Consider the following 14,459-nt stretch of genomic DNA (forward strand, 5'->3'; position numbering starts at 1 on the left):
CAACCCTGCGGGCGGTTGCTTTTCCTTGTCGCCAAGGTCGATCCCGCTCACAATCTGCGCAAAATTCCATGGATGATGCCATTTTCCCGATATACTGTTTATTTGTACAGTTACGCGGAGATTGCCCATGAACATTACCCCTTGCCTGTCCCACGTTTCGCTAGGAACCAATAATTTTGACGCCGCCGCGGTATTTTATGACCGCACGCTGGCCGCCCTAGGCTGCCGCCGGGTGCTCGAACACCCCGGCGCCATCGGCTATGGCCGCGATTACCCGGAGTTTTGGCTGCAGCTGCCGAACGACGCTCAACCCGCTTCGGTCGGCAACGGCGTGCACGTCGGCTTTTTCGCCACCAGCAAACAGCAGGTTGACGAGTTCCATCGCCAGGCGCTGCTGGCCGGCGCGGTCGACGAAGGCGCGCCGGGTTCGCGGCCGCACTATGGCGAAGCCTACTACGGCTGTTTCGTACGGGATTTGGATGGGCACAAGATCGAAGCCAGCTTCTGGGATGAAAGCGCGGCCTGAGAAACGGCAGACAAAAAAATGCCGGTGATTAAACCGGCATTGTACGAATCAAATGTGCTATGCAGTAATTCAAAAATAAGAAAGTAAGACAATTATGGAGCGCAACGCCCATCGCTTGACGTTGCATTCACCTGCGAGAGAGATCATGCCCCATTTCAGCCGGCTAAATGTTGATATCGCTCAATGTTAGCCGGGTTTTCCGTGTTTTTGGCTACAGCCAGCGGCTGCGTCTCAGCCACCAGGCCACGCCGAGCACCAGCCCGGTCAGCATCAGGCAAAATGCGGCAAAGCCGAAGGGGTTGCCGCCGCCGGGGATGCCGCCGAGGTTGACCCCAAACAGCCCGGTCAAAAAGGTGGTGGGCAGGAACACCATCGCCAGCAGCGACATGGTGTAAGTACGGCGGTTCATGGCGTCGGCCATCACCGTGGTGATTTCATCCGACAAGATCGCCGTGCGCGCGATGCTGCCGTCCAAATCGTCCAGGCCGCGGCCTAATCGATCGGCGATGTCCTGCATGCGGCGGCGGTCGTCGTCGCTCATCCACGGCAGGCGATCGCTGGCCAGGCGCGAGAAAACGTCGCGCTGGGGCGCCATGTAGCGGCGCAGCACGATCAGCTGTTTGCGGATCAGCGCCAGCTGGCCGCGCTCGGGAATTTGCTGCTCGAGCAGCGCATCTTCAAGATCGATAATCTTGTCGTGCAAATCTTCGATAAACTCGCTGGTGTGATCGGTCAGCGCATCGGAAATTTCCACCAGCCAGTTGCCGCTGTTGGTCGGGCCGCTGCCGCTTTGCAAATCGTTCACCACCTGATCGATGGAGTACACCTTGCGGTGGCGGGTGGAGACGATCAGCTTGTCGGTGATGTACACGCGGATGGTCACCAGCTGATCCGGGCGGGAATCGGCGTTGAAGTTAATGCTGCGCAGCGTGATCATGGTGCCTTCGCCCAGCCGGCTAACGCGCGGCCGCGAGCTTTCGCCGGACAACGCCTCGCGCACCGCATCCGGCAACAGCGGCGTGCTGTTCAGCCAGGCGGCGCTGCCGGGATGGGCATAGTCCAAATGCAGCCAACACGGCTCATCGCAGGTGACCTTATCATCATAATCAATCGCGGTGACCCCGCCCTTACCGTCCAATTGATAAGCATATACCGCGTCAGGAACCTGTAACTCGCGCCCCTCGATGACTTCCATTCATTATCCCCTTCGTCTTTCTGTACTCCTGAGTCTAGCGTTAATGCTTTGCGAATCAAAGATGACAGCCGTTTCAACATTCAAGCGCCGGTTATGCGCTAAGATGGAGGCATCTTCCCTTCGCCTGGCCGTTCGATATGAAATTTCTGGCGTTCTGTTATGTGCTGGCGCTTTGCCTGTTGCCGCTGCGCGCTGCGCAGGCCGCCGATAATTCCCTGGCCGCGATCGCCGACGCCTACCGAATTCCGCTGGATAACGCGGCGGGCAGCCTGTCTTATTTCGTTGCAAAATCGCCGCCGTCCGGCCCGCGCTCGGCTCTGGTGGTGCTGCACGGCCACCCGCGGGACGCGGGAAAAACGCTGGCCGCGGCGATCCGCGCCGCACGGCTCGCCGACCGGGCCTCGACCACCCTGCTGGTCGCCCCGCTGTTTCAGGTGCCCGAGGCGCAATCCGCCCATTGCCGTTCGGCCGGCGTACCGCCGCCGCAAAGCGGCGATGCCCTGTGGCGCTGCGGCTCCTGGATCGCGGGCGGTTTGGATAACGGCGGGAAAACCGGCTCCTTCGCCGCGCTCGATCGCCTGATTGCCGAGCTGAAGCAACGCTGGCCGTCGCTGCAAACCGTGACCGTGGCGGGATTCTCCGCCGGCGCCCAGTTCGTGCAGCACTACATCGGCTTCGCCAATCCGCCGAACGGATTGCGGCTGCGTTACGTGGTGGCCGATCCGGGCAGCTGGCTGTATTTCGATCGCCTGCGGCCGCAGCCGTTGCGGCACGGGCGCCCCGTCGGCTGGGACCGCTGTCGCCGCGAAGGAGATTGCCGTTTCCGCTGGCGGGCCGCAGACGTGGGCCAATGCCCGCAGGCCAACCGCTGGAAATATGGCCTTGAGGCGCTGCCCCGCACGCTGAATGGCGACGCCGTACGCCAACGCTATGCCGCCGCCGACGTGAGTTACCTGGAAGCGGAACGGGACCGCGGCAACGCGCCGGGCAGCTTCTACCCGATACTCGACAAATCCTGCGCCGCGCGGCTGCAAGGCCCCTACCGCCTGCAACGCGGCCTGGCCTACGCCGACTATGACCGCCGCTTTATTGCGCCGGACAAAAACCGCCGGTTGCAGAGGGTACCCGGCTGCGCGCACAGCGTGTCCTGCGTATTTCCTTCCGCGGTGGCGCGCCGAACGTTATTTTCTATCAGCGCAGACTAATAATAACGGCGATGAAATAAACCGCTGCCGATAAATGCAGCGATAACGGAAATAAACCGCTGGCAATGGTTTTATTATTATGACTTAACATATTGCCAGCAATTTTAATTCAAAATGATGATAATAAAGTAACACAAAGCTGTTTCAGCTCAAATTTCATGGGCATATACTTTCCTCACTACGAGGAGGTAGTTATGTTACGCGACCATTTAAAATTAAACGACAGCGATACGCTGGAGAAGATCGGCAGCATTCATTTGCAAAATCAGGGCCAGGAAGAAATCAGCGAATTTGTGGTGAAAAACGCCGCCGGCGCGCAGGTCGGCAAAGTCTCGGTGCACGATCACCTGAGCACCCGCCGCTCCTACCCGACCAGCTACCGCATCACCCAGACCGATATGGCAGGCCGCGTGGTGGTCGACGCCATGCGGGATAGCTTATAACGCAGAATTAATCCCCAACCGAAAAATATAATTGATGATGGCAACCCTGTTTTTAATTAACGGGGTTTTTCGCGTTAATTAAATAAACCTGATGCCGACGCCGGCTCAATAAAAATAAAGGCCCCACGCAGGCGGGGCCGAATTTACGGCCTGATGCTAGTGTTTGATAATATACATCGTCTGGCTGTAAGCGACGTCTTCCGGGTTAGTGATCGGGTAGCCTTTCACCCACGGCTTGATTAATCGCCCGTTGGTATATTGGTAGATTGGCGCGATCGGCGCCTGCGCCGCGATAATCTGCTCCAGCCTGTTGTAGTCGGCGGTCAGCGCGGCGGGATGAGTCTCGTGGCCGGCCTGCTCCAGCAGCTTATCGTAATTCGCATCCTTGAACTTGGCGATGTTGCCGCTGTGGGTCGAGGTCAGCAGCGACAGGAAGGTCGAGGCTTCGTTGTAGTCGCCGACCCAGGAGGCGCGCACCACGTCGAAGTTGCCGGTATTGCGGCTGTCGATGTAGGTCTTCCACTCCTGATTTTGCAGTTTGACGTCGACGCCCAGCTTTTTCTTCCACATCGAGGCCACGGCGATGGCTATCTTCTGGTGGCTTTCCGAGGTGTTGTACAGCAGGGTCAGTTTCAGCGGCTTGTTCGGGCCATAGCCGGCCGCCTGCAGCAACGCCTTGGCCTGCGCATCCAGCTCGGCCTGCGATTGCTGCTGCAACAGGCTCTGCTCCGGCTTGAACCCGGCGGTCACGTCCGGCGTAAAGTGATAGGCCGGTTTTTCGCCGGTGCCCAGCACCTTTTCGGCGATGATCTTGCGATCGATGGCGTAAGACAGCGCCTGGCGCACCCGCACGTCATTGGTCGGCGCGCGCTGGGTGTTGAAGGCGTAATAATAGGTACCGAGTTGATCCGGGGTATACACCTGGCCCGGAATGTCTTTCAGCAGCTTTCGGTACATGTTTTTCGGGAAGGATTCGGTGATGTCGATATCCCCCGCCAGATAACGCTTGGTGGCGTTGGATTCCTGGTTGATCGGCACGAAGGTGACCTTGGTCAGCACCGTGTGCGCATGGTCCCAATAGTGTTCGTTAGGCGTCAGCACCAGCTTCTCGTTCACCACCCGGTCTTGCAGTTTGAACGCGCCGTTGCCGACGATATTGCCGACCTTGGTCCAGTCGTTGCCGAATTTCTCCACCACCGCCCGGTTGACCGGGAACAGGCTGAAGTTGGCGGTCAAGCTGACGAAGTACGGCACCGGCTTGTCCAGCTGCACCTGCAATGTATAGTCGTCCGGCGCCGTCACGCCCAGTTTGTCGGCCGGCAGCTTGCCGCTGATGATCTGTTCGGCGTTCTTGATGCCCGCCAGCTGAGCGAACCAGGCGAACGGCGACAGGTTCTTGGGCTCCACCAGCCGCTGCCAGCTGTAGACGAAATCCTTGGCGGTGAGCGGATCGCCGTTTGACCAGCGCGCATCTTTGCGCAGGTGGAAAATGTAGGTTTGGTTATCGTTGGTCTGCCAGCGGGTGGCGACGCCGGGGATCACTTTGCCATTGGCGTCCTGATTGACCAGCCCTTCAAACAGGTCGCGCGCCAGTTGGGCCTCCGGCAGGCCGACCGCCTTGATCGGATCGAGCGAGGCAGGCTCGTCCTTGATGTGACGCACGATCTCCTGCTGGTCCGCCAGCGCGGTGCCCGGGGGAACCTGCGCCGCCATCGCGCTGCTCAGGCACGCGCCGATCGCCGCGGCGCAGAGCGCCAAACGAAAACCTCGTTGAATTTTTCTTCCCGTCATTCTGAATTATCCCCCGTTAACCGTCTGAATTTTTTATCATATAGCACAAGATCCCGCTCACCTATAGCCCGCGGTCAACAAGATGCGAAAACTGCGCGCCAGACAATAAAAAACCCGTGCGACCAGGTCGGCACGGGGGTATTCCTGTTCGGCGGCGATCAGTCGTACAGATGAATGCTGTCGATGCGGTAACTGAACTCTTCGCCCTCTTCCTCATCGAAAATGGTGAAGAAGCCTTTCTCCGCCAAAGGTTTGGCGTGGATATCGGTCTGTTGCAGCTGACGCGAATCGGCGTCGTCATAGCCGTAATCGAGATAGAAGGCGTTGTTCTGGTAATCGACGTGCAGGGAAAACGGATAGTTCGACTCATCACCACGCCCGTCGTCATTTTTCACCACGCCGAACCACTCCCCCTGACGGATCTGGTTCTCTGCGTCCACGCCGCACAGCAGCGTGATGGTGTCTTTCTCATTTTCGCTATAGCTGGCAACTATTCTGGCTACTGGCATGTTAAATCCCCTTGCTGGTTATTGGGTTAGCTTCTGCCGTTAGTATAACAACAGCGAAATGCCCGGCGGGGTTTTATTCGCGCTTTCACCGCCGGGCGGCTCACAGATTGCTCAACGGCCGAACAATTGCGCTGGGAAAGATCGGGAAAAGCGTAATACACTGAATAAAATGACAATGACTCTCGACCTTTGAACCAGGGACCACAGCATGACTCAACATCGACCGCGCAGTGAACGTGGCCAATTGGCAGTTGCAGGAGAGAATTACGGCAGTTCGCTGCTGGGGGCGCCGCTGTTGTACTTCCCGGCGGCGGCCAGCGGGCCGGATACCGGGCTGATCATCGCCGGCACCCACGGCGACGAGAGCGCCGCCATCGTGACCTTGTCCTGCGCGCTGCGCAGCATCGCCCCAAGCCAGCTGCGCCACCACGTGGTGCTGGCGGTGAACCCCGACGGCTGCCAGCTGGGCCTGCGCGCCAACGCCAACGGCGTCGATCTGAACCGCAATTTCCCGGCCGCCAACTGGCGCTCCGGCGATACGGTGTACCGCTGGAACAGCGCGGCGCCGGTGCGCGATGTCAAATTGTCGACCGGCGGCCGCCCCGGATCAGAGCCGGAAACCCAGGCCCTGTGTCACCTGATCCATCGGCTGAAGCCCCAATGGGTGGTCTCTTTCCATGAGCCGCTGGCCTGCATCGAAGATCCCGCCAGCTCGCGGCTCGGCGTTTGGCTGTCGCATAAGTTTGCCCTGCCGCTGGTGACCAGCGTCGGTTACGAGACCCCCGGCTCCTTCGGCAGCTGGTGCGCCGATCTGTCGCTGCCGTGCATTACCGCCGAATTTCCGCCGATCTCCGCCGACGCCGCCAGCGAAAGCTATCTCGACGCCATGGTGGAGCTGCTGACCTACCCCGATTAATGCTCCGGGGCGAGATTCAGGATCGCCCCGCACGCAAACGCCAGCCCCGGCTCGACGTCGTCGGCCAGCCAGGTTGGGCCATCCAGATCGACAAAGCGCGCCCCCGGCGCCAGCGGCAACGCCGCGGCGATGGCGCGCGAGGTGCACAGCATGCAGCCGAGCATGATGGCGAACCCCTGCTCACGCGCCTGGGCGGCCAGCGCCAGCGCTTCGGTCAAACCGCCGGTTTTGTCCAGCTTGATGTTGACCATCTGATAACGCCCGGCCAGGCGCGGCAGGTCCGCGCGGGTATGGCAGCTCTCGTCGGCGCAGATCGGCAGCGGGTGAATGAAATTGTCCAGCGCGTCGTCTTCGCCGGCCGGCAGCGGCTGTTCCAGCATCGCCACGCCGAGATCGGCCAGCAGCTGGCAGCGCGCCGCCAACCCTTCGGCCCGCCAGGACTCGTTGGCGTCGACGATCAACGTCGCCTGCGGCACAGCGGCGCGGATCGCCACCAGCCGTTCGCTGATCAACCGGTCGTCGAGCTTGATCTTCAGCAGCGTCGCGCCCTGCCGCGCCAGCTCGCAGGCGGCGAAGGCCATCGCCTCCGGCGTGCCGATGCTGACGGTTTGCGCCATGCGGATCTGCCGCGGCGCGTCGACGCCGCAGCGCTGCCACAGGCTTTGGCCGTGCAAACGGCACTCCAGATCCCACAGCGCTGAATCCAGCGCGTTGCGGGCGGCGCCCGCCGGCATCAGCGCCAGCAGTTGCTCACGGCCGGCGCCGCGCTCGACGGCCGACGCCGCCTCCGCCAGCTGCGCCATCACCGAAGCTTCGCTTTCGCCGTAGCGGGGATACGGCGTGCATTCCCCGACGCCGCGCACGCCCCGTTGCTCGATTTCGACCACCACCACTCGGGCTTCGGTGCGGCTGCCGCGGGCGATGACGAAGGCGGTATGCAGCGGCCAGGCTTCGGGATAAAAACGCATGCTTCTCATAACGGCTCCTGAGCGAAAATGGCGCATCGGCCAGGCGGATGCGCGGGCGATGTTTTTATAAACAGCCTAATATATACAACTATTTAGCAAACTTTGTATATCCAACCCGCAATTGTTGACATAAACTGGCGCGAGGGTGTGAACCTAATGTTAACCGCGGCCAAAGCGGCCACTTTATTAGGCTCATGCCCTTTGTATAAACACCTGTAAAAGGAATCCAGCAATGACTCAGACAGTACATTTTCAAGGCAATCCGGTCAGCGTAGCGGGCAAACTGCCGCAGCCGGGCGAACGAGCCAACGCCTTCTCGCTGGTGGCCAAAGACCTGTCAGACGTAGCCCTGAGCAGCTTCGCGGGCAAACGCAAAGTCCTGAACATTTTCCCAAGCATCGACACCGGCGTTTGCGCCACCTCAGTACGCACCTTCAACCAGTTGGCCGGCGGCCTGGATAACACCGTGGTGCTGTGCATCTCCGCCGACCTGCCGTTCGCCCAGGCCCGCTTCTGCGGCGCGGAAGGCCTGAGCAACGTGGTGACCCTCTCCACTCTGCGCGGCGCGGACTTCAAGCAGGCCTACGGCGTTGAGATCGCCGAAGGCCCGTTGGCGGGCCTGACCGCGCGCGCCGTGGTGGTGCTGGACGGCCAGGACAACGTGCTGTACAGCGAGCTGGTGAATGAAATCACCACCGAGCCGAACTACGACGCGGCGCTGGCCGCGCTGAAATAAAAAAGGGCCCGGCGCAAGCCGAACCCCGATACCACCAAGGGCGCCGCAAGGCGCCTTTTTTATTCTTCTCCCTCGCCGGCGGCCTTGCGGCTGCTGAGCCCATACTCACGCAGTTTGTTGGCGATGGCGGTATGAGAAACGCCCAGCCGCTTCGCCAGCTTGCGGGTACTCGGGTAGGTGCGATACAGGCGCGTCAGCACCGAACGCTCGAAGCGCTTGCTGATGTCGTCCAGCGAGCCGTCCAGCACCTCGTCGCCCAACGACATCTCCACTTCGAACTCCGGCAGCACGATATCCTGCGGACGCAGTTCGTAGCCTTCGGTCTGGGTCAGCGCGCGGTAGATGGCGTTTTTCAGCTGGCGCACGTTGCCCGGCCAGCCGTATTTGCCGAGGAAGCCGCCCAGATCGTTGGCCAGCTTGGGCCGCGCCACGCCCTGCTCGTCGGCGAAGCGCGCCACGAACAGCTCGGTCAGCGGCATAATGTCCTGCGGGCGCTCGCGCAGCGGCGGAATGGTGATGGTCAGCACGTTGAGGCGATAATAGAGATCTTCGCGGAACTCGCCGCGCTGCACCAGTTCGGTCAGGTTTTTCTGCGTGGCGCAGATCACCCGCACGTCGACGTGCACCTCGTGCTCCTCGCCTACCCGGCGGAAAGTGCCGTCGTTGAGGAAGCGCAACAGCTTGGTCTGCATGCGCGGCGACATTTCGCCAATCTCGTCCAGCAGCACCGAACCGCCGTTGGCCTGTTCGAAGAACCCCTTCTTGCCTTCCAGCGCGTTGGGGTAAGCGCCCGGCGCATGGCCGAACAGTTCGCTTTCCACCACGTCGTCCGGCAGCGCGGCGCAGTTCAGCGCCAGGAACGGCTGCTTGCCGCGCGGGCTGCGCAGGTGGCAGGCGCGCGCCAGAATATCCTTGCCGGTACCGGTGTCGCCGACGATCAACAGCGGCGCGTCGAGCATCGCCAGCTTGCGCGCCTGCTCCAGCACGTGGCGCATCTTGGCGCTGGCGGCGACGATATGGTCGAACTCGGTATCGTCGTTGACCGACAGGTTCTGCAGCTGCCGCCCCATGCGCGCGGTAGACTTCAGCATCACCACCGCGCCCACCGCGGCGTGCTGCTGATTCTCGTCTTCCAGATAAATCGGCGTGATGTCCATCAGGAAGTCCTGACTGCGGATCACCACCCGTTCGGAGTGCGGAGCGGTGCGCTCGCTTTCCAGCCAGCGGCTGAAGTTATAGCCGCCGATCAAGGCGCCGGCGGTCTGATTGCGGATCTTGTCCTCGCTCAGGCTGAACAGCGCCTGGGCCGCCGGGTTGGCCAGCTCGACCTTGCCTTTCATGTCGATCGAGAACACCGGTTCCGGCATCGATTCCAGCAGCGCGCGCAGGGCGCGGTGCTCGCGTTCGGACGGCATGAAGTTGACGGTGCGCACGTCGGTAACGCCGGCGATGCGACGGATCTCCGCCATCAGCGCGCGGAAAGTGTCAAAATCCAGCTGGGAGAAATTGAGGTAAATGCGGCCGATGGGATCGATTTCGATGCCCCGTAAATCAATGCTGCGCGATACCAAAAGATCGAGTAATTCTCGAGTGAGACCGAGCCGGTCTTCGCAAAATACTTCCAAACGCATCAGTATTGGCCTTATCTCTGCAAGTGCGGGGATGACTGGCGATGATGATACTCCCTCACCCCGAGCGGTAGAAGCAATCTGTCAGCAAAAGTTGACAGAACTCTGATTTATTAGCGCCGTTGTCGATTTTAAACGCAAGCAGATAACACCATCGGCGTCATTTTAGTCTATTTACAGATAGTTATTATAAACGGAATTAATTTTGCAGAGAATTATAACGCCTTCGCAGGGGGATCGACTGTCGTCAAGCAAGGGTTACGTCAGGAGAGTCAGCGCTCGGGAGAGGCGACGCCGCGGTCGGGCGTCGCCTGCCGATCATTGCGGCTTGCCGCCGCTTTTTTTCAGCGTGTCTTTCAGTTGGCCGACCAGCTGGCTGCGGAAATCGCCGAGCTTCGGTTTTTCCCCCTCCAGCCACGGCAGCGGCCGGCACAGCTCCATCGCCTTGATGCCGAGCCGGGCGGTCAGCAGGCCGGCGCCGATGCCCTGCGCCGCGCGCGCCGAAAGCCGCGCCGCCAGATCCTGCGACATCCAGTCCATGCCCACCTCGCGCACCAGCTCTGAGGCGCCGGCGAAGGCGATGTTCAGCAGCACCAGCCGGAACAGCCGAATACGGCTGAAGTAGCCCAGTTCGATGCCGTACAGCGCCGCAATGCGGTTGATCAGCCGAATGTTGCGCCAGGCGATAAACGCCATGTCCACCAGCGCCAGCGGGCTGACGGCGATCATTAGCGTCGACTCGGCGGCGGAACGGCTGATTTCGCGGCGCGCCTGGTTGTCCAGCACCGGTTGCACCAGCTTGGCGTACAGCTCCACCACTTCCCGATCGTTCTGGGTTTCATGCAGCGAGGCCTGCCAGCGCTGCAGCGCCGGATGCCCCTGATCCAGGCCGGCCTGCCGCGCCAGCTTCTCGCAAAACTCGCGCCCCTTGCCCAAACCGTGGCTGTGCAGCAGTTCGCGCGCCACGTCGCGCTCCTCGGCCCGTTGGCGCAGGCGGTACAAGCGGCGCCATTCGCTCACCACCGATCCGACGCCGGCAAACACTATCAGCCCGCCGGCGACGCCGCCGCCCATGGCGATCCAGTCCTGCTGCACCCAGGCGCCATGCACCCATTGCACGCCCTGCGCCACCACGCTGGCGCCGAACAGCGCCAGACCGGCGGTGACCATTTTACGCCACAGGCTGCGCTTCGGCTTCAGCGCCGCGTTGATGATGCCTTCGGCGCGCCCTTCTTCCTCTTCCTGCTGCAGCTCGGGCGCCGCCGGATAAAAGCTTTCGGCCTGCTCGGGATCGAAGGCCACCCCGGCACGCAGCACCGGCTCCTGCGGCGGCTGCAGCGGTTCTTCAAAATCGATACGCGGTTTGATCGGCTCGCTCATCGCAACTTATCTCCCAGTAAAAACTCCATCACCGCATCCAGACGGATGTGCGGCAACGGACTGTCCACGCTCATCGCTCGCGGACGGAACTCGTCAAAATGGAATCCCTGATTTTGCCAGAACGCCGTTCCCGGCAGGCGAGCGGGCACTTCGCCGGGAAATACCGTCAGCGGCGCGCCGTCGCTCAGCCGGTTGCCCTTCAGCGCGGGAATGCGCTGGCCCTGATGGTCGACGATGCCGCTCTCGGTGGCCTGCACCGAGGCCAGGCCGACGCAGTCCATGCTGATGCCTTCAAACGCGGCGTTCTGCCACGCTTCCTGCACCAGCTGCTGCAGCAGCGACACCAGGTTGGCGTGCTGATCGGCGGTGATGTGGTCCGCCTTGGTGGCGGCGAACATCAGTTTGTCGATGGTCGGCGAAAATAGCCGGCGGAACAGCGTGCGCTTGCCGTAATGGAAGCTCTGCATCAGCTGAGTCAGCGCCAGGCGCATATCGTTGAACGCCTGCGGCCCGCTGTTGATCGGCTGCAGGCAGTCGACCAGCACAATCTGCCGGTCAAAACGGACGAAGTGCTCTTTATAGAAGTTTTTAACGATCGACTGGCAATAATAGTTGAAGCGCGCACGCAGCATGCCGAAGTTGCTGTGCTTGTCGGCCTGCGCCAGCTTCGACTCGCCGAGGGCGTCGACGTTCGGCCAGGGGAAGAACTGCAGCGCCGGCGCGCCGGCCAGATCGCCCGGCAGCACGAAGCGCCCCGGCTGGATGAAATGCAGCCCTTCGCTTTTGCAGCGCAGCAGGTAATCGGTATAGGCCTGGGCGATCGCCGCCAGCTTATTTTCGTCGGCCGGGGCCAGCGGATCGCAGCTTTTACACAGCGCCAGCCAGGGTTTGGCCCATTCGGCGCGCTCGCCCTGCAACAGCCCGGCCATCTGGCGCGACCAGGCCAGGTAATCCTGCTCGAGCATCGGCAAGTCCAGCAGCCATTCGCCGGGATAATCGACGATTTCCAGATACAGCGTCGAGGTGTCCTTGAAATGCCGCAGCAAAGAGTCGTTGGAGCGATAGCGCAACGCCAGGCGGATCTCGCTGACGCCGCGCGTCGGGGTCGGCCAGCTCGGCGGGGTGCCGTACAGCTGCGCCAGCCCTTCGTCATAGGTGAAACGCTGGATGCCGAGGTCGCGCTGCGGAATGCGTTTCACGCCCAGCAGGCGGTCTTCGCGCACCGGGGAAAACAGCGGCATGCGCGCCCCGCTGTGCACGTGCAGCAGTTGATTGACGAAGGCGGTGATAAAGGCGGTCTTGCCGCTGCGGCTCAGGCCGGTGACCGCCAGCCGCAGGTGGCGATCCATTCCGCGGTTGACCAGCGAGGTTAACTCATTTTGCAGTCGTTTCATTCTTCTCCTTGGCATAACGCCCAAATACCTTGTTCAGGCCTTTGCGGAACAGCGGTTCCAGCACCAGCGCCAGCACAAAGCGAATCGGTTTGCGGCCGACGGCCTTCAGCAACCAGCCGGCGGCGCCCGCCGGGCCATAATTCAGTAACGCTATGATGATGACTTTAGACAATGTCTTCAACATTGCACCCGCTCCTTGTTTAAAACCAGCCGTTTTGGCGGCGTTCACCGTAGAGATTTTATTCATTAGCGATGCCCTCCGGCACAATAAGATTGAGTTCAACAGGATGATGCGGCAGGCGCAATGCCCGGCCTGCGTCATGCGCAGGCCAACGCAGCGCAAGAAGGGTTACAGCTTGCGGAAGCGGCTCTGCACGCCGAAGGTGTCGGACGTTACGTAGCGCTCAACCTGACGCAGCTGCTGTTCGCCGCTGCCCAGTTCATACTCCAGCTGATCGAGCAGCTGGCGCGGCGTTTTCTGATGTTCGCCGTCAAAACGGCTGGCCGGCGCTTCGTCCAGTACGAACACCAGCGCGATATAGGCCACCAGCGTGAAGAAAAACAGGCCGAAGAACAGCGACAGCACGGCAATCACGCGGATCAACCGCACCGGCACGTCGAAATAATGGGCCAGACCGGCGCAGACGCCTTTCACCATGCCCTCTTCAGGGACGCGATACAGCTTTTTACTGCCCAGAATATTGCTCATCAAGACTGTCTCCAGTTCGGGTGTTCCGCATCGAGGATCTCTTCCAGCGCCTGAATGCGTTCGCGCATGCGCCTGGCGTCTTCCGCCAGCTGCGCCAGACGCTGCATCTCCTGGTGGCTCAGTTGGATGCCGCTTTGTTGCCGGTTGCTGTAATGCAGCCAAAGCCAAATCGGTGCGACAAACAACACAAAGATTGTCAACGGAATGGCAAGTAATAGAGCGCTCATTTCTGTTCCTTTTTATCGGGTCTTTGGTGGGCGGCCAGCATGGCCCTGGCCGCCGTTGCCTTACTCGGCTCGATTCATTTTAGCCTTCAGCGCCGCCAGCTGCTCGCTGATGGCGTCGTCGGCTTTCAGCTCGGCAAACTCTTGATCCAGAGACTTCTTTTTACCGATGCTGACGCTTTCAGCTTCGGCTTCCATATGGTCGATGCGGCGTTCGAACTGCTCGAAACGCGCCATCGCCTCGTCCAGCTTGCCGCTGTCGAGCTGGCGGCGCACGTCGCGGGAAGACGCCGCCGCCTGGTGACGCAACGTCAGCGCCTGCTGGCGCGCGCGGGTTTCGGTCAGCTTGTTTTCCAGCTCGCCGATTTCGCTTTTCATGCGCGCCAGGGTTTCTTCCACCGTGGACACTTCCTGCGTCAGGGTGGCGATCAGGTCGGCCACCTTCTGCTTTTCGATCAGCGCCGCACGGGCCAGATCTTCCTTATCTTTGCGCAGCGCCAGTTCGGCTTTATCCTGCCAATCGTTGAGCTGGTTTTCACCCTGCTCGATGCGCCGCAGCAGCTGCTTTTTCTCCGCCAGCGCGCGCGCCGAGGTGGAACGCACTTCAACCAGCGTGTCTTCCATCTCCTGAATCATCAAGCGCACCAGCTTTTGCGGATCTTCCGCTTTATCCAGCAGGGTGTTGATGTTGGCGTTCACGATGTCGGCAAAACGAGAAAAAATACCCATAATTCACTTCCTCTTGGTTCTGATGGCGTCTGAAGCGCCGCGTTAAGTCGTACAGCTTGCCTAAAGATATAATCAAAACCCGTGCCAAGTTTTATTTTATTGAATT

The 14,459-nt window shown here is 60.8% G+C and carries 16 protein-coding genes; 5 read left to right on the plus strand and 11 right to left on the minus strand.

The window, feature by feature from the left end; all coding sequences use genetic code 11:
• Positions 1–127: 127 nt before the first annotated feature.
• Entirely contained in the window at positions 128–526 is a 399-nt protein-coding gene (locus tag D7I37_RS21075; RefSeq protein ID WP_061795152.1) for a VOC family protein, read from the plus strand.
• A gap of 211 nt (positions 527–737) precedes the next feature.
• On the opposite strand, the gene zntB is transcribed toward D7I37_RS21075, so the two are convergent.
• Complete coding sequence (zntB, locus tag D7I37_RS21080) at positions 738–1,721, minus strand: zinc transporter ZntB (protein ID WP_095097735.1); 984 nt, start codon at positions 1,719–1,721, stop codon at positions 738–740.
• 137 nt (positions 1,722–1,858) lie between these two features.
• Between zntB and D7I37_RS21085 the strand changes: the two genes are divergently transcribed.
• The gene (locus D7I37_RS21085; RefSeq protein ID WP_129544300.1) at positions 1,859–2,926 is read left to right on the plus strand and encodes a hypothetical protein; all 1,068 of its coding nucleotides are present in this window, start codon (positions 1,859–1,861) and stop codon (positions 2,924–2,926) included.
• A gap of 194 nt (positions 2,927–3,120) precedes the next feature.
• Positions 3,121–3,369, plus strand: coding sequence for a hypothetical protein (locus D7I37_RS21090; protein ID WP_061795149.1), 249 nt, complete (start codon positions 3,121–3,123; stop codon positions 3,367–3,369).
• Between the two features lie 156 nt (positions 3,370–3,525).
• Here the strand turns inward: D7I37_RS21090 and D7I37_RS21095 are convergent, their stop codons facing one another.
• Together D7I37_RS21095 and D7I37_RS21100 are read right to left on the minus strand one after the other, a co-directional pair.
• Complete coding sequence (locus tag D7I37_RS21095) at positions 3,526–5,160, minus strand: ABC transporter substrate-binding protein (RefSeq protein WP_061795148.1); 1,635 nt, start codon at positions 5,158–5,160, stop codon at positions 3,526–3,528.
• A gap of 158 nt (positions 5,161–5,318) precedes the next feature.
• Entirely contained in the window at positions 5,319–5,669 is a 351-nt protein-coding gene (locus D7I37_RS21100; RefSeq protein WP_061795147.1) for a hypothetical protein, read from the minus strand.
• 208 nt (positions 5,670–5,877) lie between these two features.
• Here D7I37_RS21100 and mpaA point away from each other — a divergent pair, with 208 nt between their 5' ends.
• On the plus strand, positions 5,878–6,585 hold the full coding sequence (gene mpaA, locus D7I37_RS21105) for a murein tripeptide amidase MpaA (RefSeq protein WP_129544301.1): 708 nt from the start codon (positions 5,878–5,880) through the stop codon (positions 6,583–6,585).
• Here the strand turns inward: mpaA and ycjG are convergent.
• Positions 6,582–7,562 (minus strand): L-Ala-D/L-Glu epimerase, encoded by a 981-nt coding sequence (ycjG, locus tag D7I37_RS21110; protein WP_095097741.1) that lies wholly within the window; start codon positions 7,560–7,562, stop codon positions 6,582–6,584. The two genes, mpaA and ycjG, sit on opposite strands and share 4 nt — an antisense overlap.
• Positions 7,563–7,785: 223 nt before the next feature.
• Here ycjG and tpx point away from each other — a divergent pair, with 223 nt between their 5' ends.
• A complete protein-coding gene (gene tpx / locus D7I37_RS21115) occupies positions 7,786–8,289 on the plus strand; it encodes a thiol peroxidase (protein ID WP_095097744.1) in 504 nt (167 codons plus the stop codon).
• Between the two features lie 59 nt (positions 8,290–8,348).
• Here the strand turns inward: tpx and tyrR are convergent, their stop codons facing one another.
• The 7 genes from tyrR to pspA all read right to left on the minus strand — a co-directional run bounded on the left by tyrR (position 8,349) and on the right by pspA (position 14,353).
• Positions 8,349–9,920 (minus strand): transcriptional regulator TyrR, encoded by a 1,572-nt coding sequence (gene tyrR, locus D7I37_RS21120; RefSeq protein ID WP_061795143.1) that lies wholly within the window; start codon positions 9,918–9,920, stop codon positions 8,349–8,351.
• Between the two features lie 315 nt (positions 9,921–10,235).
• Positions 10,236–11,297 (minus strand): YcjF family protein, encoded by a 1,062-nt coding sequence (locus tag D7I37_RS21125; RefSeq protein WP_061795142.1) that lies wholly within the window; start codon positions 11,295–11,297, stop codon positions 10,236–10,238.
• The gene (locus tag D7I37_RS21130) at positions 11,294–12,691 is read right to left on the minus strand and encodes a YcjX family protein (protein WP_129544302.1); all 1,398 of its coding nucleotides are present in this window, start codon (positions 12,689–12,691) and stop codon (positions 11,294–11,296) included. Before D7I37_RS21130 ends, D7I37_RS21125 begins: the two co-directional genes overlap by 4 nt.
• A complete protein-coding gene (pspD, locus tag D7I37_RS21135; RefSeq protein ID WP_073970230.1) occupies positions 12,672–12,938 on the minus strand; it encodes a phage shock protein PspD in 267 nt (88 codons plus the stop codon). Before pspD ends, D7I37_RS21130 begins: the two co-directional genes overlap by 20 nt.
• Before the next feature lie 102 nt (positions 12,939–13,040).
• Positions 13,041–13,400 (minus strand): envelope stress response membrane protein PspC, encoded by a 360-nt coding sequence (gene pspC, locus D7I37_RS21140; protein WP_129544303.1) that lies wholly within the window; start codon positions 13,398–13,400, stop codon positions 13,041–13,043.
• A complete protein-coding gene (pspB, locus tag D7I37_RS21145; RefSeq protein WP_061795138.1) occupies positions 13,400–13,627 on the minus strand; it encodes an envelope stress response membrane protein PspB in 228 nt (75 codons plus the stop codon). The genes pspC and pspB overlap by 1 nt, the downstream gene beginning before the upstream one ends.
• Before the next feature lie 60 nt (positions 13,628–13,687).
• A complete protein-coding gene (gene pspA / locus D7I37_RS21150; protein WP_129544304.1) occupies positions 13,688–14,353 on the minus strand; it encodes a phage shock protein PspA in 666 nt (221 codons plus the stop codon).
• Positions 14,354–14,459: the final 106 nt, after the last annotated feature.

The sequence above is a fragment of the Serratia sp. 1D1416 genome, assembly GCF_003641105.1.
Taxonomy (GTDB): domain Bacteria; phylum Pseudomonadota; class Gammaproteobacteria; order Enterobacterales; family Enterobacteriaceae; genus Serratia; species Serratia ficaria.